Origin of the sequence: Paenibacillus stellifer, from assembly GCF_000758685.1 — a bacterium.
Classification (GTDB): Bacteria; Bacillota; Bacilli; order Paenibacillales; family Paenibacillaceae; genus Paenibacillus_AQ; species Paenibacillus_AQ stellifer.
This window is the reverse complement of the sequence record NZ_CP009286.1, coordinates 5008716-5028926: the sequence shown is the minus strand read 5'-3', so window position 1 is coordinate 5028926 and position 20211 is coordinate 5008716. Positions and strand designations below refer to the sequence as shown.

General features: G+C 50.1%; 34 protein-coding genes. All 34 read left to right on the top strand.

Annotated elements, in window-relative coordinates; all coding sequences use genetic code 11:
• The first annotated feature begins 118 nt into the window (after positions 1–118).
• Entirely contained in the window at positions 119–367 is a 249-nt protein-coding gene (locus PSTEL_RS23240; protein WP_038699026.1) for a ribosomal L7Ae/L30e/S12e/Gadd45 family protein, read from the top strand.
• 144 nt (positions 368–511) lie between these two features.
• Positions 512–931, top strand: coding sequence for a 30S ribosomal protein S12 (rpsL, locus tag PSTEL_RS23235; RefSeq protein WP_038699024.1), 420 nt, complete (start codon positions 512–514; stop codon positions 929–931).
• A 40-nt stretch (positions 932–971) separates the two neighbouring features.
• Positions 972–1442, top strand: coding sequence for a 30S ribosomal protein S7 (rpsG, locus tag PSTEL_RS23230; protein WP_025336679.1), 471 nt, complete (start codon positions 972–974; stop codon positions 1440–1442).
• 47 nt (positions 1443–1489) lie between these two features.
• A complete protein-coding gene (gene fusA / locus PSTEL_RS23225; RefSeq protein ID WP_038699022.1) occupies positions 1490–3568 on the top strand; it encodes an elongation factor G in 2079 nt (692 codons plus the stop codon).
• Between the two features lie 105 nt (positions 3569–3673).
• Positions 3674–4864 carry an elongation factor Tu gene (gene tuf / locus PSTEL_RS23220; RefSeq protein WP_038699020.1) on the top strand — a complete coding sequence of 397 codons (1191 nt, stop codon included), beginning with the start codon at positions 3674–3676 and terminating at the stop codon, positions 4862–4864.
• A 291-nt stretch (positions 4865–5155) separates the two neighbouring features.
• Positions 5156–6505, top strand: a complete 1350-nt coding sequence (locus PSTEL_RS23215) for a globin-coupled sensor protein (protein WP_038699018.1) — start codon at positions 5156–5158, stop codon at positions 6503–6505.
• Between the two features lie 226 nt (positions 6506–6731).
• A complete protein-coding gene (gene rpsJ, locus PSTEL_RS23210) occupies positions 6732–7040 on the top strand; it encodes a 30S ribosomal protein S10 (protein ID WP_006676490.1) in 309 nt (102 codons plus the stop codon).
• Between the two features lie 39 nt (positions 7041–7079).
• The gene (rplC, locus tag PSTEL_RS23205; RefSeq protein ID WP_038699014.1) at positions 7080–7697 is read left to right on the top strand and encodes a 50S ribosomal protein L3; all 618 of its coding nucleotides are present in this window, start codon (positions 7080–7082) and stop codon (positions 7695–7697) included.
• A 26-nt stretch (positions 7698–7723) separates the two neighbouring features.
• Positions 7724–8347 (top strand): 50S ribosomal protein L4, encoded by a 624-nt coding sequence (gene rplD, locus PSTEL_RS23200; RefSeq protein ID WP_038699012.1) that lies wholly within the window; start codon positions 7724–7726, stop codon positions 8345–8347.
• On the top strand, positions 8347–8640 hold the full coding sequence (gene rplW, locus PSTEL_RS23195) for a 50S ribosomal protein L23 (RefSeq protein ID WP_038699010.1): 294 nt from the start codon (positions 8347–8349) through the stop codon (positions 8638–8640). Before rplD ends, rplW begins: the two co-directional genes overlap by 1 nt.
• Positions 8641–8668: 28 nt before the next feature.
• On the top strand, positions 8669–9499 hold the full coding sequence (gene rplB / locus PSTEL_RS23190; protein WP_038699008.1) for a 50S ribosomal protein L2: 831 nt from the start codon (positions 8669–8671) through the stop codon (positions 9497–9499).
• A 75-nt stretch (positions 9500–9574) separates the two neighbouring features.
• Entirely contained in the window at positions 9575–9853 is a 279-nt protein-coding gene (gene rpsS / locus PSTEL_RS23185) for a 30S ribosomal protein S19 (protein ID WP_038699006.1), read from the top strand.
• Between the two features lie 31 nt (positions 9854–9884).
• A complete protein-coding gene (rplV, locus tag PSTEL_RS23180; protein ID WP_038699004.1) occupies positions 9885–10217 on the top strand; it encodes a 50S ribosomal protein L22 in 333 nt (110 codons plus the stop codon).
• A gap of 13 nt (positions 10218–10230) precedes the next feature.
• Positions 10231–10896: a 30S ribosomal protein S3 gene (rpsC, locus tag PSTEL_RS23175; protein WP_038699000.1), complete on the top strand. Its 666-nt coding sequence runs from the start codon at positions 10231–10233 to the stop codon at positions 10894–10896.
• A 2-nt stretch (positions 10897–10898) separates the two neighbouring features.
• Positions 10899–11333: a 50S ribosomal protein L16 gene (rplP, locus tag PSTEL_RS23170; RefSeq protein WP_038698998.1), complete on the top strand. Its 435-nt coding sequence runs from the start codon at positions 10899–10901 to the stop codon at positions 11331–11333.
• Positions 11323–11520 carry a 50S ribosomal protein L29 gene (rpmC, locus tag PSTEL_RS23165; protein WP_025693031.1) on the top strand — a complete coding sequence of 66 codons (198 nt, stop codon included), beginning with the start codon at positions 11323–11325 and terminating at the stop codon, positions 11518–11520. Before rplP ends, rpmC begins: the two co-directional genes overlap by 11 nt.
• A gap of 43 nt (positions 11521–11563) precedes the next feature.
• Positions 11564–11830, top strand: coding sequence for a 30S ribosomal protein S17 (gene rpsQ / locus PSTEL_RS23160; protein WP_025336666.1), 267 nt, complete (start codon positions 11564–11566; stop codon positions 11828–11830).
• Positions 11831–11871: 41 nt separating this feature from the next.
• Positions 11872–12240 carry a 50S ribosomal protein L14 gene (gene rplN, locus PSTEL_RS23155; RefSeq protein WP_038698997.1) on the top strand — a complete coding sequence of 123 codons (369 nt, stop codon included), beginning with the start codon at positions 11872–11874 and terminating at the stop codon, positions 12238–12240.
• A 116-nt stretch (positions 12241–12356) separates the two neighbouring features.
• Complete coding sequence (gene rplX / locus PSTEL_RS23150; protein ID WP_084065279.1) at positions 12357–12710, top strand: 50S ribosomal protein L24; 354 nt, start codon at positions 12357–12359, stop codon at positions 12708–12710.
• Between the two features lie 32 nt (positions 12711–12742).
• A complete protein-coding gene (gene rplE / locus PSTEL_RS23145; protein WP_038698996.1) occupies positions 12743–13285 on the top strand; it encodes a 50S ribosomal protein L5 in 543 nt (180 codons plus the stop codon).
• A 48-nt stretch (positions 13286–13333) separates the two neighbouring features.
• Positions 13334–13519 carry a type Z 30S ribosomal protein S14 gene (locus PSTEL_RS27265; RefSeq protein WP_010348808.1) on the top strand — a complete coding sequence of 62 codons (186 nt, stop codon included), beginning with the start codon at positions 13334–13336 and terminating at the stop codon, positions 13517–13519.
• A 33-nt stretch (positions 13520–13552) separates the two neighbouring features.
• On the top strand, positions 13553–13951 hold the full coding sequence (gene rpsH / locus PSTEL_RS23140) for a 30S ribosomal protein S8 (RefSeq protein WP_038698995.1): 399 nt from the start codon (positions 13553–13555) through the stop codon (positions 13949–13951).
• 31 nt (positions 13952–13982) lie between these two features.
• The gene (gene rplF / locus PSTEL_RS23135) at positions 13983–14525 is read left to right on the top strand and encodes a 50S ribosomal protein L6 (protein WP_038698994.1); all 543 of its coding nucleotides are present in this window, start codon (positions 13983–13985) and stop codon (positions 14523–14525) included.
• Between the two features lie 83 nt (positions 14526–14608).
• On the top strand, positions 14609–14977 hold the full coding sequence (gene rplR, locus PSTEL_RS23130; protein WP_038698993.1) for a 50S ribosomal protein L18: 369 nt from the start codon (positions 14609–14611) through the stop codon (positions 14975–14977).
• 27 nt (positions 14978–15004) lie between these two features.
• Positions 15005–15502: a 30S ribosomal protein S5 gene (rpsE, locus tag PSTEL_RS23125; RefSeq protein WP_038698987.1), complete on the top strand. Its 498-nt coding sequence runs from the start codon at positions 15005–15007 to the stop codon at positions 15500–15502.
• Positions 15503–15516: 14 nt separating this feature from the next.
• A complete protein-coding gene (gene rpmD / locus PSTEL_RS23120) occupies positions 15517–15702 on the top strand; it encodes a 50S ribosomal protein L30 (protein ID WP_025697563.1) in 186 nt (61 codons plus the stop codon).
• Positions 15703–15743: 41 nt separating this feature from the next.
• Complete coding sequence (gene rplO, locus PSTEL_RS23115; RefSeq protein ID WP_038698983.1) at positions 15744–16184, top strand: 50S ribosomal protein L15; 441 nt, start codon at positions 15744–15746, stop codon at positions 16182–16184.
• Positions 16184–17485: a preprotein translocase subunit SecY gene (secY, locus tag PSTEL_RS23110; RefSeq protein ID WP_038698981.1), complete on the top strand. Its 1302-nt coding sequence runs from the start codon at positions 16184–16186 to the stop codon at positions 17483–17485. Before rplO ends, secY begins: the two co-directional genes overlap by 1 nt.
• A gap of 101 nt (positions 17486–17586) precedes the next feature.
• Positions 17587–18231 (top strand): adenylate kinase, encoded by a 645-nt coding sequence (locus tag PSTEL_RS23105; protein WP_038698980.1) that lies wholly within the window; start codon positions 17587–17589, stop codon positions 18229–18231.
• 4 nt (positions 18232–18235) lie between these two features.
• Complete coding sequence (gene map, locus PSTEL_RS23100) at positions 18236–18988, top strand: type I methionyl aminopeptidase (protein WP_038698978.1); 753 nt, start codon at positions 18236–18238, stop codon at positions 18986–18988.
• A 9-nt stretch (positions 18989–18997) separates the two neighbouring features.
• Positions 18998–19306 carry a KOW domain-containing RNA-binding protein gene (locus PSTEL_RS23095; protein ID WP_038701549.1) on the top strand — a complete coding sequence of 103 codons (309 nt, stop codon included), beginning with the start codon at positions 18998–19000 and terminating at the stop codon, positions 19304–19306.
• Positions 19307–19308: 2 nt separating this feature from the next.
• A complete protein-coding gene (gene infA, locus PSTEL_RS23090; protein ID WP_038698976.1) occupies positions 19309–19524 on the top strand; it encodes a translation initiation factor IF-1 in 216 nt (71 codons plus the stop codon).
• A 167-nt stretch (positions 19525–19691) separates the two neighbouring features.
• Positions 19692–19805, top strand: a complete 114-nt coding sequence (gene rpmJ / locus PSTEL_RS27260; protein ID WP_003322638.1) for a 50S ribosomal protein L36 — start codon at positions 19692–19694, stop codon at positions 19803–19805.
• A 20-nt stretch (positions 19806–19825) separates the two neighbouring features.
• Entirely contained in the window at positions 19826–20194 is a 369-nt protein-coding gene (gene rpsM / locus PSTEL_RS23085; RefSeq protein ID WP_025693041.1) for a 30S ribosomal protein S13, read from the top strand.
• Positions 20195–20211: the final 17 nt, after the last annotated feature.

Below are 20211 nucleotides of genomic sequence, written 5' to 3'. Positions count from 1 at the left end.
GGAGCGGGATCCGGTGGGGATTTTTTTGATGAGGTTCTTGACATCCGGGTTCGCCAATGCTAATATAGCAAAGGTGCGTGAGTATCCTTGTTATCTTTGTTCATTGGAGGTTGCTTGAATGACTGATGATAGAGGACTACGAGACGCTCAGATCAAGATCGGCACCAAGCAGACCGTTAAGGCGGTCGAGCTGGGCCAGGCTGCAGAAGTCTATGTGGCTGAAGACGGTGATCCCAGGCTTACTTCCCGAATCGTAAGTCTTTGCAAGAAACACGGCGTCAAGTTGACTTATGTCGATACGATGCAACATTTGGGCAAGGCGTGCGGAATCGAAGTAGGCGCTGCCATGGCAGCCGTCTTAAAATGATAGCGTAAGGAACTGTTTTTGTGCCGGGGCACAGCTTCGGTAGCAAAAACTTTTCATTTGTTCTTTTATGAACCGCCTGGGTCTGTGGACTTAAAAAGCGAAGTTTATAAGGGATCATTATTTGAGGAAGGGGGTGGCAAGACAATGCCAACTATTAATCAATTGGTTCGTAAAGGCCGTCAAGCCAAGATCGAGAAATCGAAATCGCCAGCACTGCAAAAAGGATTCAATGCCCTGAAGCGTGAGGCTACAGATTTGAGCGCTCCGCAAAAACGCGGCGTGTGCACTCGTGTAGGCACCATGACTCCTAAGAAACCGAACTCCGCACTTCGTAAATATGCCCGTGTTCGTCTGACGAACCGCGTAGAGGTGACGGCTTACATTCCGGGTATCGGACACAACCTGCAGGAGCACAGCGTGGTGCTGATCCGCGGAGGTCGTGTTAAGGACCTTCCAGGTGTTCGTTACCACATCGTTCGCGGCGCGCTGGATACAGCTGGCGTGAACAACCGTATGCAGGCTCGTTCCAAGTACGGCGCGAAACGTCCTAAAGCCAAGAAGTAAGATTTGAATCATAATAATATCTAATGAAAGGGGGATATCCATGCCACGCAAAGGTCCAGTTTCCAAGAGAGACGTGCTGCCGGATCCGGTGTATAACAGCAAGCTGGTTACCCGTTTGATCAACCGTGTAATGCTGGATGGTAAAAGAGGTGTCGCTCAAAGCATTCTGTACAACGCGTTCAAGCTTATTGAAGAACGTACGGGCAAAGACCCTATGGAAGTATTTGAAGCGGCCATCAAGAACATCATGCCGGTTCTGGAAGTTAAGGCTCGCCGTGTAGGCGGTGCTAACTACCAGGTGCCGATCGAAGTTAAGCCGGAAAGACGTACATCCCTGGGATTACGTTGGCTCGTGAACTACTCCCGCAACCGCGGCGAGAAGACCATGGAGGAGCGTTTGGCGGCCGAGATCATCGACGCTTCCAACAACACAGGCGCTTCCGTGAAGAAACGCGAAGATACGCATAAAATGGCTGAAGCGAACAAAGCGTTTGCTCACTACCGCTGGTAGGATTTTAGCCGATCAAATAACCTCTATTTTGAAGGGAGACCCATTTCATGGCAAGAGAGTTCTCCTTGAAAAATACACGTAATATCGGGATCATGGCGCATATTGACGCCGGTAAGACCACTACCACGGAACGCATTCTGTTCTATACGGGCCGTACGCACAAAATCGGTGAAGTTCACGAAGGTGCGGCTACGATGGACTGGATGGAGCAGGAACAGGAGCGCGGAATTACGATTACTTCCGCCGCTACAACTGCTGCATGGAAGGGTCACCGCGTAAATATCATCGATACCCCGGGACACGTTGACTTCACTGTTGAAGTTGAACGTTCCCTGCGTGTATTGGACGGGGCAGTAGGCGTTTTCAGTGCGAAAGAGGGCGTTGAGCCTCAGTCTGAAACCGTATGGAGACAAGCTGACCGCTATGGCGTTCCCCGGATCGCCTACGTTAACAAAATGGATATCATCGGCGCAGATTACCTTAACGTTGTTAAGGATATGCGTGAGCGTCTGCAGGCAAATGCGGTTGCTATTCAGCTGCCGATCGGTGCTGAGAATGACTTCATCGGCATCATCGACCTGATTGAGCAGAAAGCCCATATGTACAAAGACGACCTCGGCCGTGATATCGAAGTCGTTGACGTTCCGGCCGAATTCCAGGATCAAGTCGAAGAGCTTCGCAACGAACTCATCGAGAAAGTTGCAGAACTCGACGAAGACCTGACCATGAAGTATCTGGAAGGCGAAGAGATTACCATCGACGAAATCAAGGCTGCTCTGCGCAAAGGCGTAGTTGAAGTTAAGATCTTTCCGGTAATCTGCGGATCTTCTTACCGTAACAAAGGGGTTCAGCTGATGCTGGACGCTGTTATTGATTTCTTGCCGGCTCCGATCGACATTCCTTCGATCAAGGGTCATCTCGAAGATGGTACGGAAACTGAACGTCACTCCTCTGACGAAGAGCCGTTCTCCGCGCTGGCATTCAAAATCATGACCGACCCTTATGTTGGTAAGCTGACGTTCTTCCGTGTATACTCCGGTATTCTGGAATCCGGTTCTTACGTGCTGAACGCTACTAAAGGCAAGCGCGAACGTATCGGACGTATCCTGCAGATGCATGCGAACAGCCGTCAGGAAATTTCCATCGTGTATTCCGGCGACATCGCGGCAGCCGTAGGTTTGAAAGACACCGGTACAGGTGATACACTGTGTGATGAGAAGAATCCGGTTATCCTGGAATCCATGAACTTCCCGGATCCGGTTATCGAAATCGCAGTTGAACCGAAGACGAAAGCCGACCAAGACAAGATGGGCGTTGCTCTGGGCAAGCTGACTGAAGAAGACCCAACGCTGCGCGCACACACCGACGAAGAAACGGGACAGACGATTCTGGCCGGTATGGGCGAACTTCACCTGGACATCATCATCGACCGTATGCGTCGTGAGTTCAAGGTTGAGACTAACGTTGGTAAACCGCAGGTTGCTTACCGCGAAACGTTCCGGGCTCCGGCTCGTGTAGAAGGCAAGTTCGTTCGCCAGTCCGGCGGCCGTGGTCAATACGGTCACGTATGGGTAGAGTTCGAGCCTCTCGAAGCAGGTACAGGCAGCCAGTTCGAAAGCAAGGTTGTCGGTGGTTCCGTACCGAGAGAATATATCGCTCCTGCACTTGCAGGTATTGAAGAGCAGATGAAGAATGGCGTACTTGCCGGCTTCCCTCTGGTTGACGTTAAGGCGACTATCGTCGATGGTTCCTATCATGATGTCGACTCCAACGAAATGGCGTTCAAGATCGCCGGCTCGATGGCGCTCAAAGCAGCTAAAGACAAGTGTAAGCCTGTCCTGCTTGAGCCGATCATGAAAGTGGAAGTAACAGTGCCTGAGGAATATATGGGCGACGTAATGGGTATGCTGAACTCCCGCCGCGGACGGATCGAAGGTATGGATTCCCGCGCAGGCGCTCAGATCATCCGTGCGAAGGTGCCGCTTTCCGAAATGTTCGGTTATTCCACAACACTGCGTTCCGGTACGCAAGGCCGCGGCGTATTCTCGATGGAGCTTTCTCACTATGAAGAAGTTCCGAAGTCCATTGCGGACGAGATCGTAGCCAAGCACAAAGGTGCAGAGTAATCACCGTTTCACTTGCCGTCCGGTAATCCAGTCAGTCATCTAGAGTGCAGCCAAAGATCGGACGGCTCCAATTATAAGAACCCATATTAAGGAGGAACTGTTCAAATGGCAAAGGCTAAGTTTGAACGTACTAAACCGCACGTTAACATCGGTACTATCGGTCACGTCGACCATGGTAAAACGACTCTGACTGCTGCAATCACAACTGTACTGTCCAAGAAATACGGCGGTGCTGCTGTAGCATTCGACCAAATCGATAAAGCACCAGAAGAACGCGAACGCGGTATCACCATCTCCACGGCTCACGTGGAATACGAAACTCCTAACCGTCACTACGCACACGTTGACTGCCCTGGACACGCCGACTATGTTAAAAACATGATCACCGGCGCTGCTCAGATGGACGGCGCGATCCTGGTTGTATCCGCAGCTGACGGCCCAATGCCGCAGACTCGTGAACACATCCTGCTCTCCCGTCAGGTAGGCGTTCCTTACATCGTCGTATTCCTGAACAAATGCGACATGGTTGAAGACGAAGAGCTGCTGGAACTGGTTGAAATGGAAGTACGCGACCTGCTGAACGAATACGAATTCCCGGGCGACGACACTCCGATCACTCGCGGTTCCGCTCGTGAAGCTCTGCAGAACCCAGACGGCGAATGGGCACAGAAGATCGTTGAAATGTTCGAAACGATCGACACTTACATCCCGCTGCCTGAGCGCGACACTGACAAGCCTTTCCTTATGCCTGTCGAAGACGTGTTCTCCATCACTGGCCGCGGTACCGTGGCAACTGGCCGCGTAGAACGCGGAACAGTTAAGGTTGGCGACGAAGTTGAAATCGTTGGTATCAACGAAGAAACTAAGAAATCCGTCGTTACTGGCGTTGAAATGTTCCGTAAGCTGCTTGACTCCGCTCAAGCTGGCGACAACATCGGCGCTCTGCTGCGCGGTGTAGACCGTAACCAGATCGAACGCGGACAAGTACTGGCTAAGCCGGCATCGGTTAAGCCGCACACTGAGTTCACTGCTCAGATCTACGTTCTGACCAAAGAAGAAGGTGGCCGTCACAAGCCTTTCTTCACTGGCTACCGTCCGCAGTTCTACTTCCGTACAACGGACGTAACGGGCATCATCAACCTGCCGGAAGGCACTGAAATGGTTATGCCTGGCGACAACATCACAGTTACTGTACAACTGATCTCCCCGATCGCTATCGAAGAAGGAACAAAGTTCTCCATTCGTGAAGGCGGCCGTACAGTTGGTGCCGGTACTGTAGCAACAATTCAAAAATAAGATCTTTTTTGCCGCTCATATCGAGCATGCAAACAAGATTGACTTAAGAACCCTTCCTCGGAAGGGTTCTTTTTATTTTCCCTTCAAACTATCATTGCGAATTCTTCGGAAAATTCATTAAATAAAATTTTAACTATTAAATAAAACACTAAATCCACCGACATATATCCCAAGAAAGTCTCCCTTTTTTTCAGCATAAATCGACAAGGTTCATCAATCTTCATAGTAGGATGCTGGCTAAATATTGAGCTCAATATCAACAAGCCAAAAATAATTGCTGGGAGTTGAATTATGGGGAAGTGTCCGTTTTCTTTTTGGCATGGCCGTGCCATGGGCAGCAGCAAGATAGTTAGTCGGGAAACGGAGAGCGCAGGGCTTAAACCTGAATTTTCGCACACAGGCCCCGTTTATCTTAATGTGGAAAATCATGATGAGTTAAATGAACAAATTCGGATGATCGATTTGAATGAGGAAGATGTCAGACTGCTTCGAACGCTGAAGCCAATAGTGGAAGAGCATATTGATGAAATTGTCAGCGGTTTTTATAGCTCTGTATTGGGTGTGGAGAAGCTGGAACAGATTATTATAAAGCACAGCAGCGTCGAGAGGCTTAAGATGACCCTTCGCCAGCACATTGTTGAAATTTTTGACGGAAACATTGATCAGAACTACATTACCAAACGACTTACCATCGCCAAAATTCACAAGAAAGTCGGGCTGGAGCCGAAATGGTACTTGTCCGCTTTTCAAAACCTGCAGAACGAATTTATTGAGATTATTTATAAAGAAGCCGCTACCGATCAGGAACGCATACATCGAGTTCAGACGATCACCAAACTGTTGAATTTGGAGCAGCAGCTGGTGCTGGAAGCTTATGAGAAAGAGAATATCCGGGAGAAGGAAGAACAGTATCAAGCGGTTAAAAATGAATTGAAATCCAAAATTGCCGGAGTCAGCAGTGAGTTGGTGGATCTCAGTATGGATACGAATGCGGCGGTTGAACAGCTCGTTGCCAGCAGCAATGAAGTCAGCAGCACCTTTCGGCGTACGGCAGCAATTGCCGTTGAATCGAAGGAACAAGCCAGAAATGGAAGAGAACAGGTCGAGCATCTGAATGAGCAGATGAATCAAATTTTTGAACGAATGAGCGATATGGAGACATCTATTCGGGAATTAAACCAGTTCTCCGGACAAATCCGGAGCATCGTAAGTTCAGTTCAGGAGATTGCCGATCAGACTAAAATTCTTTCACTTAACGCAACAATCGAAGCGGCCAGAGCCGGGGAACATGGCAGGGGGTTCAGCGTGGTGGCGCAAGAAGTGAATCGACTGGCCGAAGATACCAAGAATACAGTGATCCGAATCGGAGAATTGACCGATCATTCGAACAGGCTTACGGGACAAGTGACACAGGATATTCGCAGCGTCCAGAAGCTAACGGAGAACGGAAAAATTCACTCGGAAGAGACAAGTCTTCTTTTTTCAAAAATTATGGACTCGCTTCATAGCAGTACGCAGGAAATTATCACAGTTGAAGAAGAGATCCGGACGCTCATCTTTACGATAGAAGGAATTGGTTCAACAACGGCTCAAACAGCAGCTTCCGCAGAGGAATTTAGATCGGCAACGGACAATCTTTAATAGAAGCAAAGCCCGAAACGGCGCATGAATAAAAATCATGCGTTGTTTTATTTTTTTGCTTGCAAAGCTGAAGGACTTTCTATATAATAATGAATGTTGTTCTGCGACGTTGCGATGATGTGAGAGGTTACTGACACACCCGGCTCCTTTGCCATGAAGTCGGTGGTCAGAAAATTTTCACGGAGTATGTCCGATAATAAATTGGGCGATAGAAGGAGGGACTAAAATGGCAAAGCAAAAAATTCGTATCCGCTTGAAAGCATACGACCACAGAATTCTTGATCAATCCGCTGAGAAGATCGTTGAAACAGCAAAACGTTCCGGTGCAGGTGTGTCCGGGCCAATTCCGCTGCCAACCGAAAAGCAAGTGATTACTATTCTCCGTGCGGTGCACAAGTACAAGGATTCCCGTGAGCAGTTCGAAATGCGTACTCACAAACGTCTGATCGACATTGTGAATCCTACGCCTCAGACTGTGGATGCCTTGATGCGCTTGGACCTGCCGTCCGGTGTAGATATCGAAATTAAATTGTAATTCTTCTATTAGAAACAGGATAAGAAAAGAGGTGTCAACATGAAAGGTATCTTAGGAAAAAAACTCGGTATGACTCAAGTGTTCACTCCTGAAGGTAACGTCGTCGCTGTGACGGTTATCGAAGCTGGACCTTGCGTAGTACTGCAAAAGAAAGACCTCGCTACCGACGGGTACGAAGCGGTTCAGTTGGGCTTCTCCGACAAGAAGAATACCAACAAGCCGGAACAAGGTCACGCACAGAAAGCAAATGCAACACCTAAGCGCTACGTTCGCGAAATTCGCGGTGTTGACCTCGGGGCACTCGAGGTTGGACAAGAGCTGAAGGCTGATGTCTTCGCTGAAGGCGAATTTGTTGACGTAACCGGCATTTCCAAGGGCAAAGGTTTCCAAGGCGTTATCAAGCGTTGGGGACAAAGCCGCGGCCCGATGGCTCACGGCTCCCGTTACCACAGAAGACCGGGTTCGATGGGTTCCATCCAGGCTAACCGTGTTCCTAAGGGCAAACACCTGCCAGGACATATGGGCCATGAGACGGTTACCGTTCAGAAGCTCGAAGTCATCAAGGTGGACACTGAACGCAACGTGCTGCTGATCAAAGGTTCCATTCCTGGTCCTAAGAACAGCTTCGTGAAGGTCAAAGAAACCGTTAAGAAATAACTTTTGAAGAAAGGAGGAACATCAAAATGCCAAAAGTAACGCTTTATAATATCAGCGGCAAAGAAGTTGGAGAAGTTGAACTGAGCGACGCGATTTTCGGTGTTGAGCCGAACACTCACGTGCTGAACGAAGCAGTTCTTCTCCAGAGAGCTTCCCTGCGCCGCGGTACGCACAAAGTTAAAGGACGCTCCGAAGTACGTGGCGGCGGACGCAAGCCTTGGAAACAAAAAGGCACAGGCCGCGCTCGTCAAGGTTCGATTCGTTCGCCTCAGTGGAAAGGCGGCGGCGTAGTATTCGGACCGACACCTCGCAGCTACGGCTGGAAACTGCCTAAGAAAGTTCGTCGTCTTGCAATCAAGTCGGCTCTGTCCTCGAAGGTTATCGAGAGCAACATCATCGTGCTGGACAGCCTGACGCTGAACGCTCCGAAGACGAAAGATTTCGTAGCAATCCTGAACAACCTGAAGGTTGCTGAGAAGGCTCTGGTTGTAGCTCCAAGCTATGACGACAATGTAGCACTTTCCGCCCGCAACATTCCGGGTGTTAAATTCATCGCTGCCGACGGCATCAATGTTCTTGACGTGCTGACGCACGACAAACTGATCATCACTAAGGATGCAGTTTCTAAGGTAGAGGAGGTGTTCGCGTAATGAAAGATCCTCGCGATATCATCAAACGTCCGGTGATTACGGAACGCACATCCGACTACATGAGCGAATTGAAATATGCTTTTGAAGTGGACATTCGTGCCAACAAGACCGAAATCAAGCGGGCTGTTGAGGCCATCTTTAAAGTGAAAGTCGTTAATGTGAACACTATGCGCGTGCCTGGGAAGCTGAAACGGTATGGACGCTACTCCGGTTATACTCCGGAATGGAAGAAAGCCGTTGTTAAGCTCAGCCCGGACAGCAAGCCGCTCGAATTCTTCGAAGCGGTAGAATAATATTCTCTAGAGCAAGGAGGGAAACACAGTGCCAATCAAAAAGTACAAACCGACTTCTCCGGCAAGACGCGGTATGTCCGTGTCTACTTTTGAAGAAATCACCACTAACCAGCCTGAGAAATCGCTGTTGGCACCGCTGAGCAAGAAAGCGGGCCGCAACAACCAAGGTAAAATTACGGTTCGTCACCATGGCGGCGGACATAAGCGTAAATACCGTATCATCGACTTCAAACGGACGAAAGACGGCATACCAGGCAGCGTTGCTACGATTGAGTATGACCCGAACCGTACGTCCAACATCGCCCTGATCCACTATGCAGACGGAGAGAAACGTTACATCATCGCTCCTAAAGGTCTGAAGGTTGGGGATAAGATTGAATCCGGTCCTGCAGCGGACATCAAGATCGGCAACACTCTTCCGCTTGCCAACATCCCGGTAGGTACCGTTATCCACAACATCGAGCTGAAGCCTGGCAAGGGCGGCCAATTGGTTCGCGCAGCCGGTACGGAAGCGCAGTTGCTCGGTAAAGAAGAAAAGTACGTTTCCGTACGTCTCTCTTCCGGTGAAGTTCGCAGAATCCTGAGCGTTTGCCGCGCTACGATCGGTTCCGTAGGTAACGAAGACCACGAACTGATCAAGATCGGTAAAGCAGGCCGCAGCCGCTGGCTGGGTCAGCGTCCTGAAGTTCGCGGTGTCGTTATGAACCCGAATGATCACCCGCATGGTGGTGGTGAAGGTCGCGCTCCGATCGGACGCAAATCGCCGTTGTCGCCTTGGGGCAAACCGACTCTGGGCTACAAGACTCGTAAGAAGAACAAGGCTTCTGATAAATATATCGTTCGCCGCCGCACGAAATAAGACGCTTCAAGGCATGCAGGTTTCCGCGAAGCGTCGACTCGCGGTTTGAGCATTTGATGAAGGGAGGATTTATACATGAGTCGCAGTTTGAAGAAGGGGCCTTTTATCGATGGCTACCTGCTGAAAAAAGTTGAAGACTTGAACACTTCGGGCAAAAAGGTTGTCATCAAGACCTGGTCCCGCCGCTCAACCATTTTCCCTCAATTTATCGGACATACGTTTGGCGTGTATGACGGCCGCAAGCACGTGCCTGTATACGTAACGGAAGATATGGTAGGTCACAAGTTGGGCGAATTCGCGCCGACGCGTACTTACAAAGGCCATGCGGGTGACGATAAGAAAACGAGAAGATAATCAATTTCTCTGATCGAGAGGAGGGAAAACAATGGAAGCAAAAGCACACGCAAGATCGGTGCGGATTTCCGCTCGCAAGGCGAAACTGGTCGTTGACCTGATCCGCGGCAAGCAAGTGGGAGAGGCTATCGCCATTCTTCGCCACACTCCTAAGTCCGCTTCCCCGGTAGTTGAGAAGCTGCTGAACTCGGCGATCGCTAATGCCGAGCACAACTACTCGCTGGACGTTAACAAGCTGTTCATCAGCGAAGTGTTCGTTAACCAGGGGCCAACCATGAAACGGTTCCGTCCGCGCGCTATGGGCCGCGCAAGCCGGATCAACAAACGCACCAGCCACATTACTTTGGTGGTATCTGAGAAATAAGGAGGGATAACGTGTGGGTCAAAAGGTAAATCCAGTCGGACTCCGGATCGGTATTATTCGTGACTGGGAATCCAAATGGTATGCAGGCAAAGATTTCGGAACGCTTCTTCTGGAAGACGTCAAAATTCGGGAATACCTCAAAGGCAAGCTGAAAGATTCCGCTGTTTCCCGCATCGAGATTGAAAGAGCGGCAAGCCGCGTAAACGTAACGATTCATACAGCCAAGCCAGGTATGGTAATCGGTAAGGGCGGCGCAGAAGTCGAAGTACTTCGCAGCGCAGTTACCCAGATCGCCGGCGGCAAGAAAGTACACATCAATATCAATGAAATCAAGCACCCTGAGCTGGACGCCATTCTCGTAGCCGAGAGCATCGCGCAGCAGCTGGAACGTCGCGTATCGTTCCGCCGCGCTCTGAAGCAGGCTATCCAAAGAACAATGCGTTCCGGAGCAAAAGGGATTAAAACTTCTGTCAGCGGTCGTCTTGGCGGCGCCGAGATTGCCCGTACGGAAGGCTATAGCGAAGGAACAGTTCCACTTCATACGCTTCGCGCCGACATCGACTACGGAACGGCTGAAGCACATACCACTTACGGCCGCATCGGCGTAAAAGTATGGATCTATCGTGGAGAGGTTCTTCCTACGGCTAAGAAACAAGCTGCTCAGGAAGGAGGCAACTAATCATGTTGGTACCAAAACGTGTTAAACACCGCAAACAACAACGCGGTAACATGAGAGGTCTGGCAAAAGGCGGCACCGAGCTGAACTTCGGCGAATTCGGTCTGCAGGCTCTTGAGCCGTCCTGGATCACTAACCGTCAGATCGAAGCTGCCCGTATCGCGATGACCCGTTACATCAAGCGTGGCGGTAAAGTATGGATCAAGATTTTCCCTGACAAGCCGATCACTCAGAAGCCTCTCGAGGTTCGTATGGGTAGCGGTAAAGGTAACGTCGAGAAGTGGGTAGCTGTTGTTAAACCGGGCAAGATTATGTTCGAACTCGGAGGCGTGTCGGAAGAAATCGCTCGTGAAGCGATGCGTCTTGCCGCTCACAAGCTGCCTATCAAGACTAAGTTTGTGAAACGTGAAGAATTGGGTGGTGAAGCAAATGAAAGCTAATGAACTTCGCAACTTGACCACTGCCGAGATTGAACAAAAGATTGCCGGCTTTAAAGAAGAGCTCTTTAATCTGCGTTTTCAACTGGCAACGGGCCAACTGGACAACCCGACTCGGATTCGTGATGTGCGTAGAGAAATAGCTCGTGCTAAAACCGTTATCCATGAAAGAGTTCTTGGAATCAGCTAATTTGAAACGGACGGAATGATCCGAATCGGGAAGGAGGGTAATTATGAGCGAAGAACGCAACGCACGTAAAGTGCAAATCGGTAAAGTTGTCAGCGACAAGATGGACAAAACGATCGTAGTAGCCGTTGAAACCTACAAGAAGCATGACCTGTACCACAAACGCATCAAGTACACCAAGAAGTTCAAGGCACATGATGAGAACAATACCGCCCAGATCGGCGATACGGTTAAAATCATGGAAACTCGTCCGCTCTCCAAGGACAAACGCTGGAGACTGGTCGAAGTGGTCGAAAAAGCGGTTATTATCTAAATAGCATGACATGATAGTATGGCCGAAAGGAGGACATTTCAATGATTCAACCATTTACACGTTTGGCTGTAGCTGACAACTCCGGTGCGAAGGAACTGATGTGTATCCGCGTTTTGGGCGGTACCGGTCGTCGTACGGCAGCTATCGGTGACCTGATCGTATGCTCTGTAAAACAAGCAACACCAGGCGGCGTTGTCAAAAAAGGTGATGTAGTTAAAGCGGTAGTCGTTCGCACGAAGCGTTCGGTTCGCCGTAAGGACGGATCTTACATCGCATTCGACGAGAACGCAGCAGTTGTTGTTAAGGAAGACAGAAGCCCGCGCGGAACGCGTATCTTCGGGCCAGTAGCCCGTGAACTTCGCGACAAGGACTACATGAAGATCGTTTCCTTGGCACCGGAAGTAATCTAATTTAACTCCCCAAGAAGTGACGAGAAGCTACAAGCTAGAGTCCGGGCGCTTTTCGGGGGCCCCGATAAATGATTTACAGTCAGGCTTGCAAAGGCTAGTCATAGGAGGTGTAACGAATGCCTAGAGTGAAAAAAGTTCTGGAATCCCATAACAACAAACTGCACGTGAAGAAAGATGACGTCGTTATGGTGATCAGCGGAAAAGACAAAGGTAAGAAGGGTCGCGTTATCGCTGCTTATCCTCGTCAAAACCGCGTGCTGGTAGAAGGCGTGAACATGGTGAAGAAGCACCAGAAGCCGAACCAGCAGAACCCGCAAGGCGGCATCATTGAGCAGGAAGCCGCAATCCATGTATCTAACGTTATGCACATCGATCCGAAGAGCGGCAAAGTAACCCGTATCGGTTACAAAGTGCTGGACAACGGCAAGAAGGTTCGCGTAGCGAAAAGATCCGGAGAGATTATCGACTAATACAGGTCCTAAAGAAAGGAGGTTAACTCTTCATGGCAGCAAGAATGAAAGAACGTTTTCTGAACGAGATTACGCCGGCTCTGATTCAGAAGTTTAACTATAAGACAGTTATGCAAGTACCTAAGATCGAGAAGGTTGTTATCAACATGGGCGTAGGCGACGCCGTACAAAACTCGAAGGTGCTTGATTCCGCTGTGAACGACATGCAGCTGATCGCCGGCCAGAAACCGGTTATCACGAAAGCCAAGAAGTCCATCGCAGGTTTCAAACTGCGTGAGAACATGCCGATCGGCGTTAAGGTAACCCTGCGCGGTGACCGCATGTACTACTTCCTGGACAAATTGTTCAACGTAACGCTTCCTCGCGTTCGTGACTTCCACGGTGTATCCACCAAGGCTTTTGACGGCCGCGGCAACTACACACTGGGTCTGAAAGAACAATTGATTTTCCCTGAAATCGAGTACGATAAGGTGGACAAAGTCCGCGGTATGGATATCGTAATCGTAACAACGGCTAAGACGGATGAGGAATCCCGTGAGCTGCTGGCTCAGCTGGGAATGCCTTTCGCGAAGTAAGTAACGTCGTCCTTTTCTCCGAAACTGTTTAGGAGGTGTCAGGCTAAAGTGGCAAAAACTTCGATGAAAGTTAAACAACAACGTGCGCCTAAATTCAAAGTGCGTGCTTACACACGCTGCGAACGTTGCGGTCGTCCACATTCGGTACTGCAAAAGTTCAAGATCTGCAGAATTTGCTTCCGTGAATTAGCTTATAAAGGCCAGATCCCTGGCGTGAAAAAAGCAAGCTGGTAAGAAGTTTATATACGGGAAGGAGGTTTACACCAAATGACTATGTCTGATCCTATCGCAGATATGCTGACACGCATTCGTAACGCCAACATCGTGCGTCACGAGACGGTTGAGCTGCCTGCTTCGACATTGAAAAAACAAATCGCCGACATCCTGAAGCGTGAAGGCTTCATCCGCGATGCGGAATTTGTTGAAGATAACAAACAAGGGATTATCCGTATTTTCCTGAAATACGGCCCGAACCAAGAGCGTGTAATTTCCGGTCTGAAGAGAATCAGCAAGCCGGGCCTGCGCGTCTACACGAAGAGCAATGAAGTTCCTCGCGTACTCGGCGGACTGGGCATCGCGATCATCTCCACTTCCAAGGGAGTTATGACCGACAAAGAAGCTCGTCAAGCAAAATCCGGCGGCGAAGTGCTCGCCTACGTTTGGTAATCACGTCACAAGATAAGGAGGTGCAACACACATGTCTCGTATTGGTCGCAAACCAATCACAGTGCCTAGCGGTGTAGACGTAACGGTCAACAACACGGTCATCACCGTTAAAGGTCCTAAAGGTACTTTGACTCGTGAACTTCATAAGGATATGAAGGTTACGGTTGAAAATAACGAAATCACTGTTGTTCGTCCTTCGGACAACAAATTGCATCGTTCTCTTCACGGCACAACCCGCTCCGTTGTCAACAACATGGTTAGCGGTGTGACGGAAGGCTTCTCGAAATCTCTGGAGCTGGTCGGGGTCGGATACCGTGCCAACAAATCCGGAGACAAGATCGTTCTGAACGTCGGATACTCCCACCCGGTTGAAATCACACCGGAGCCGGGCATCGAGTTCGAAGTTCCTGCCAACACGAAAATCATCGTTAAAGGCATCGATAAAGAACGCGTTGGCGCATATGCCGCCAAAATTCGTTCCGTACGCGAACCTGAGCCGTACAAGGGCAAAGGTATCAAGTATGAAGGCGAACGTATCATTCGTAAGGAAGGTAAAGCCGGTAAGAAGAAATAAGCCGGCTGACCTTGATCTTGGGATGCTTCAAGCATCCTGAGCCAACTGCCTAAAGGCAAGCTGAAGGGAGTGAAAAGGAAGTCATGATTACCAAAGAGGATAAAAACAAAGCACGTATCAAAAGACATCTGCGTGTACGTAAGAAAATCCAGGGTACGGCTGAACGTCCGCGTCTGAATGTGTTCCGTTCTTCCAAGCACATCTACGCTCAACTGATCGACGACGTGAGCGGTGTGACGATCGTCTCCGCATCCACACAGGATAAGGAACTGAAAGGATCCATCGGCAACGGCGGCAGCGTTGAAGCTGCAGCGAAAGTAGGCCAACTGGTCGCTGAACGTGCCAAAGCCAAGGGAGCTACCGCTGTGGTGTTCGACCGCGGAGGTTATCTGTATCATGGACGGATTCAGGCACTTGCTGATGCAGCTCGTGAAGCTGGTCTTGAATTCTAGAAACATTCTTAAAAGGAGGTTAACGACTTGCGTGTAGATCCAAACACTTTAGAGCTGACAGAAAGAGTTGTCCACATTAACCGCGTAGCTAAAGTTGTAAAAGGCGGACGCCGTTTCAGCTTCAGCGCACTGGTTGTTGTCGGCGATGGCAAAGGCTGGGTCGGTGCAGGTATCGGTAAAGCCGGAGAAGTTCCGGATGCGATCCGCAAAGGCATCGAAGACGCCAAGAAAAACCTGATCCAAGTTCCGCTCGTAGGAACAACGATCCCTCACCTGGTTACCGGACATTTCGGCGCTGGACGCGTGCTGCTGAAGCCGGCTTCCCAAGGTACTGGCGTTATCGCCGGCGGCCCTGTACGTGCGGTACTGGAACTGGCTGGCGTAGGCGACATTCTGACTAAATCCTTAGGTTCTTCGAACTCCATGAATATGGTCAATGCTACTTTGGAGGGTCTGTCCCGTCTGAAGCGCATTGAAGAAGTCGCGAAACTTCGCGGCAAATCTGTCGAAGAGCTTCGCGGTTAAGGAGGGGAACGTCAATGGCTAAACTGCAAATTACCCTCGTGCGCAGCTTGATCGGACGTCCGGAAACACAACGTGTTACCGTTAAGACGCTCGGCCTGCGCAAACTTAATTCGTCTGTGGTTCACAACGATAATCCTGCGATTCGCGGTATGATCAACAAAGTGAGCCACCTCGTATCCGTAACCGAAATTGAAGGCTAATACAGCCTTTCACCACTAATAGACATAAGGAGGTGCAAACGATGAAGTTACATGAACTCGCTCCGGCTCCTGGATCCCGCAAAGAACGCAATCGCGTAGGTCGCGGTACATCCAGCGGTAACGGCAAAACATCCGGCCGCGGTCATAAAGGTCAAAACTCTCGTTCCGGCGGTGGTGTTCGTCCGGGCTTCGAAGGTGGCCAAAACCCACTCTATCGTCGTCTGCCTAAGCGTGGTTTCGTCAATCCTACTCGTAAAGAGTACGCGATTGTGAACCTGGAGGAACTCAACAGCTTTGCAGAAGGAACGGCAGTTACGCCTGCTCTGCTGGTTGAATCCGGCGTAGTGAAGAACACGAAAAGCGGCATTAAGATCCTTGGCAACGGTGAAATCACTGTCAAACTTACGGTTCAAGCAAACAAATTCTCTCAATCTGCGGTAGAGAAAATCGAAGCTGCCGGCGGTAAAACCGAGGTGATCTAATGTTCAAGACGCTTAAGAATATATGGCATGTTGAAGATTTGCGCAAAAAGATTCTCTTCACCCTGTTTGTTTTTATTATCTACCGCATCGGATCGTTCGTGCCGGTTCCCGGCGTGGACAAAACTGTGCTTCAAGCGACAGGCAACGAGGCGGGCAATGCCCTGATGAGCTTGTTCAACACGTTCTCGGGCGGAGCGCTTAAAAACTTCTCCATTTTTGCGATCAGCATTTACCCGTACATCACGGCTTCCATTATCGTGCAGCTTCTGTCGATGGATGTCGTGCCGAAGTTTGCCGAATGGGCAAAGCAAGGGGAACACGGTAAGAAGCAGCTGGCGCAAATTACCCGTTACGGTACGGTTGTGCTGGCTCTGGTCCAGGGCTTCGCAACCTCGATCGGTTTCAATCGCATCTATAACACTCAAATGATGCCGAATGCAACGATCGCTGATTACCTGCTAGTGGCTATCATTTTGACAGCAGGTACATCGTTCCTGATGTGGCTTGGTGAGCAGATCACCGAGAGGGGAATTGGAAACGGGATTTCGATCCTGATTTTTGCGGGAATCGTCGCAGGCATTCCGGGATATTTCACGGCAACTGCTCAATCGAGCTTCATTCAGCCGGGTCAGACTTTCCTGAATATTCTTAAAGTGGCGGTTGTTGTGATCGTGGTTATAGCGGTCATTGTCGGTGTAATCTTCGTTCAGCAGGGTATTCGGAAGATTCCCGTACAATACGCTAAGCGTGTGGTTGGCAATAAAATGTACGGTGGACAGAATACACATATTCCGCTTAAAATCAATGCTGCGGGCGTTATTCCGGTCATCTTCGCCGTATCGCTCCTTCAGTTCCCGATTGTGATCGCCAACTTCTGGTCGACTCATGCCTGGGCGAAGTGGGTCAGCACCCACCTCTGGTATGACAAACCGCTCGGCATGGTGCTTTATGTCATCATGATCATCGGATTTACGTTCTTCTACACGTTTGTCCAGATGAATCCGCAGCAGATGGCCGACAACATGAAGAAGAACGGCGGTTACATTCCCGGCATTCGTCCGGGTAAGGCAACTGAGAAGTATTTGACCCGGGTTATGTCTCGTCTGACGATGTCGGGCGCGATTTTCCTGGCTCTGATCTCCATACTTCCCGTCTTCTTTGGCAACGTAACCGGCCTCCCTCGTTCGGTGAAGATCGGCGGCACCTCGCTGCTTATCGTAATCGGCGTCGCGCTGGATACTATGAAGCAGATTGAGAGCCAGCTGATTAAACGCCATTACAAAGGCTTTATTAACAAATAGGCGATAGGTTCCGGTGAAGCTGCTTTTGACCTAGTCTTCCCGGCGCCTATTGTGCTGTTTCTTGCCTGGTGGCGATCCTGCTAAAGGGGAGAGACTTAATCGTGAATATCCTTTTCATGGGCCCGCCTGGAGCAGGCAAGGGGACGCAGGCCGCAGCGATTGTAAAAGAACTCGGCATTCCGCATATTTCGACGGGGGACGCTTTCCGCCTTGCGATTAAGCAGGGTACGCCTGTCGGGCTCAAAGCCAAGTCTTTTATTGATCAAGGCTTGCTGGTACCGGATGATGTAACGATTGGCATTGTGGAAGAGCGACTGCAGCAGTCCGATTGCGAAAAAGGTTTTCTGCTGGACGGCTTTCCAAGAACTCTTTCGCAAGCGGAAGCGCTGGATGAGCTTCTTGCCCGCTTGAACACTTCGCTGGATCATGTGATCAACCTGAACGTGGACCGCGGACTGCTGATGGCCCGTCTGACCGGACGGCGTATCTGCACCGTGTGCGGAGCTTCGTATCACTTGATCTTCAATCCGCCGAAACAGGAAGGCATTTGCGATCTTGACGGCGGCGCGCTGTATCAGCGCCCTGATGACAACGAAGAAAGCGTCGGCAAGCGCTTGGACGAGTATGACAACAAGACGGCGCCGCTGCTTCACTTTTATGAGAATAAAGGTCTGCTGCGGCAGGTTAACGGGGAAAACGAAATCGACGTCGTTTCCGCCGAAATTGTATCTTTACTGCGAGGTTAGTGTAATGATCATCTGTAAGTCCGAACAGGAACTTGGATTTATGAGAGAAGCGGGACGAATTGTTGCCGAGACACACCGTCTTATGGCACAGGCCATAGAGCCTGGAATTACGACCGGAGAGCTCGATAGAATCGCCGATCAATACATTCGCAGTCAAGGTGCTGTGCCGTCATTCAAAGGCTACAACGGTTTTCCTGCCAGCATTTGCGCGTCAGTCAACGAACAGTTGGTGCATGGGTTCCCGAGCAAACGCAAGCTGTTGGAAGGCGACATCGTGTCGCTGGACATCGGAGCGCAATACAAGGGATACCACGGCGATTCCGCCTGGACCTACGGGGTTGGAACCATTTCCGAAGAAGCCCAGCGTCTGCTGGACGTAACGGAAGGCTCCCTGTTTGCCGGTCTTGAGCTGGTTAAGCCGGATGTGCGCCTGTTTACAATCTCCCACGCCATTCAAAAATACATCGAAGACGCCGGCTTATCGGTGGTACGCGAGTATGTGGGACACGGCGTTGGGGCAGAACTGCATGAAGAACCGCAAATTCCGAACTACGGCATTGCGGACCGCGGACCGCGGCTGAAGCCAGGCATGGTGCTTGCGATTGAGCCGATGGTCAATGCCGGCAAACGTTATGTCCGGACGCTGGAAGATAACTGGACGGTCGTTACGGTAGACGGCTCCTTGTGCGCTCACTTTGAGCACACGGTTGCGGTTACGCCGGATGGCATGGAAATTTTCACTCAACTGAATGCGTAGGTGATCGTGTTGAATACCGAGAGCAGCGCGCAGGTCGGTCAAGTGGTGAAGATCCTCAAAGGCAAAGAAGCCGGAGAGATAGCCGTGGTCATCGCTGTTGTGGACAGTAAGTTTGTGTATATTGCGGACGGAAGCAAACGGAAGTTTGACAGCCCCAAGAAGAAGAATGTTCTTCATCTGGAGCTGACTCCGGTCATCAGCAGTGAAGTTGTGAACAGTCTGAAGGAAATCGGCCGGGTCACGAATGGCAAGCTGCGCTTCGCAGTCTTGGATTTCGAGCGGTCCGCCGGAACAAGCGCTATGAAGAAAGGAGAATAACTGTGGCTAAAGAGGACGTCATTGAAGTGGAAGGCACAGTCGTAGAACCGCTGCCTAACGCGACGTTTAAGGTAGAGCTGGAGAACGGTCATCAGATTCTTGCCCATGTATCGGGTAAGCTGCGGATGCACTTTATCCGGATTCTGACCGGAGACAAAGTGGTTGTACAGTTATCGCCTTATGATTTGACCAAAGGGCGCATAACGTATCGGAAATAGATGGATTCGGGCGCTTGCCGCGAGGCGAATGCTGCGTTAATGCCTATGAAGCCAGTTTTACAGCATGTAGAGCTGCGCTTGAACGAAGTCAGTTTTACTGCCTGTAGAACCATGCTTAGACTTTCGAAGTCGGTTTTGCTGAGCAAAACTTTTAGGAGGTAATCATCATGAAGGTAAGACCTTCTGTAAAACCCATTTGCGAAAAATGCAAAGTCATTCGCCGCAAAGGGACAGTTATGGTAATTTGCGAAAATCCGAAGCACAAACAAAAACAAGGTTAAAGAAGGGGGTGTAGCGTAAAATGGCTCGTATAGCTGGAGTGGATTTGCCACGTGACAAACGCGTTGAGATCGCCTTGACTTATATTTTCGGAATCGGTAGAACAACTTCCCAGAAGATTCTGAAAGAAACAGGGATTGACGTTAACACACGTGTCCGTGATCTGACGGAAGATGAAGTTAGCAAATTGCGTGAAACGATCGACAAATCGGTCAAAGTGGAAGGCGACCTGCGTCGTGAAATTTCCTTGAATATTAAGCGTCTCACCGAGATTGGCTGCTACCGCGGTGTTCGTCATCGTCGTGGCCTGCCTGTTCGCGGTCAACGTACCAAGACCAATGCCCGTACCCGGAAAGGCCCGCGTCGTACGGTAGCAAACAAGAAGAAATAATAAGGGGTGATAAGAGA

Bases quoted from the DNA above. Each gene is read 5' to 3' on its own strand.
- PSTEL_RS23240 (WP_038699026.1), top strand. From the start codon at position 119: ATGACTGATGATAGAGGACTACGAGACGCTCAGATCAAGATCGGCACC.
- rpsL (WP_038699024.1), top strand. From the start codon at position 512: ATGCCAACTATTAATCAATTGGTTCGTAAAGGCCGTCAAGCCAAGATC.
- rpsG (WP_025336679.1), top strand. From the start codon at position 972: ATGCCACGCAAAGGTCCAGTTTCCAAGAGAGACGTGCTGCCGGATCCG.
- fusA (WP_038699022.1), top strand. From the start codon at position 1,490: ATGGCAAGAGAGTTCTCCTTGAAAAATACACGTAATATCGGGATCATG.
- tuf (WP_038699020.1), top strand. From the start codon at position 3,674: ATGGCAAAGGCTAAGTTTGAACGTACTAAACCGCACGTTAACATCGGT.
- PSTEL_RS23215 (WP_038699018.1), top strand. From the start codon at position 5,156: ATGGGGAAGTGTCCGTTTTCTTTTTGGCATGGCCGTGCCATGGGCAGC.
- rpsJ (WP_006676490.1), top strand. From the start codon at position 6,732: ATGGCAAAGCAAAAAATTCGTATCCGCTTGAAAGCATACGACCACAGA.
- rplC (WP_038699014.1), top strand. From the start codon at position 7,080: ATGAAAGGTATCTTAGGAAAAAAACTCGGTATGACTCAAGTGTTCACT.
- rplD (WP_038699012.1), top strand. From the start codon at position 7,724: ATGCCAAAAGTAACGCTTTATAATATCAGCGGCAAAGAAGTTGGAGAA.
- rplW (WP_038699010.1), top strand. From the start codon at position 8,347: ATGAAAGATCCTCGCGATATCATCAAACGTCCGGTGATTACGGAACGC.
- rpsS (WP_038699006.1), top strand. From the start codon at position 9,575: ATGAGTCGCAGTTTGAAGAAGGGGCCTTTTATCGATGGCTACCTGCTG.
- rplV (WP_038699004.1), top strand. From the start codon at position 9,885: ATGGAAGCAAAAGCACACGCAAGATCGGTGCGGATTTCCGCTCGCAAG.
- rplP (WP_038698998.1), top strand. From the start codon at position 10,899: ATGTTGGTACCAAAACGTGTTAAACACCGCAAACAACAACGCGGTAAC.
- rpmC (WP_025693031.1), top strand. From the start codon at position 11,323: ATGAAAGCTAATGAACTTCGCAACTTGACCACTGCCGAGATTGAACAA.
- rpsQ (WP_025336666.1), top strand. From the start codon at position 11,564: ATGAGCGAAGAACGCAACGCACGTAAAGTGCAAATCGGTAAAGTTGTC.
- rplN (WP_038698997.1), top strand. From the start codon at position 11,872: ATGATTCAACCATTTACACGTTTGGCTGTAGCTGACAACTCCGGTGCG.
- rplX (WP_084065279.1), top strand. From the start codon at position 12,357: ATGCCTAGAGTGAAAAAAGTTCTGGAATCCCATAACAACAAACTGCAC.
- rplE (WP_038698996.1), top strand. From the start codon at position 12,743: ATGGCAGCAAGAATGAAAGAACGTTTTCTGAACGAGATTACGCCGGCT.
- rpsH (WP_038698995.1), top strand. From the start codon at position 13,553: ATGACTATGTCTGATCCTATCGCAGATATGCTGACACGCATTCGTAAC.
- rplF (WP_038698994.1), top strand. From the start codon at position 13,983: ATGTCTCGTATTGGTCGCAAACCAATCACAGTGCCTAGCGGTGTAGAC.
- rplR (WP_038698993.1), top strand. From the start codon at position 14,609: ATGATTACCAAAGAGGATAAAAACAAAGCACGTATCAAAAGACATCTG.
- rpmD (WP_025697563.1), top strand. From the start codon at position 15,517: ATGGCTAAACTGCAAATTACCCTCGTGCGCAGCTTGATCGGACGTCCG.
- rplO (WP_038698983.1), top strand. From the start codon at position 15,744: ATGAAGTTACATGAACTCGCTCCGGCTCCTGGATCCCGCAAAGAACGC.
- secY (WP_038698981.1), top strand. From the start codon at position 16,184: ATGTTCAAGACGCTTAAGAATATATGGCATGTTGAAGATTTGCGCAAA.
- map (WP_038698978.1), top strand. From the start codon at position 18,236: ATGATCATCTGTAAGTCCGAACAGGAACTTGGATTTATGAGAGAAGCG.
- rpmJ (WP_003322638.1), top strand. From the start codon at position 19,692: ATGAAGGTAAGACCTTCTGTAAAACCCATTTGCGAAAAATGCAAAGTC.
- rpsM (WP_025693041.1), top strand. From the start codon at position 19,826: ATGGCTCGTATAGCTGGAGTGGATTTGCCACGTGACAAACGCGTTGAG.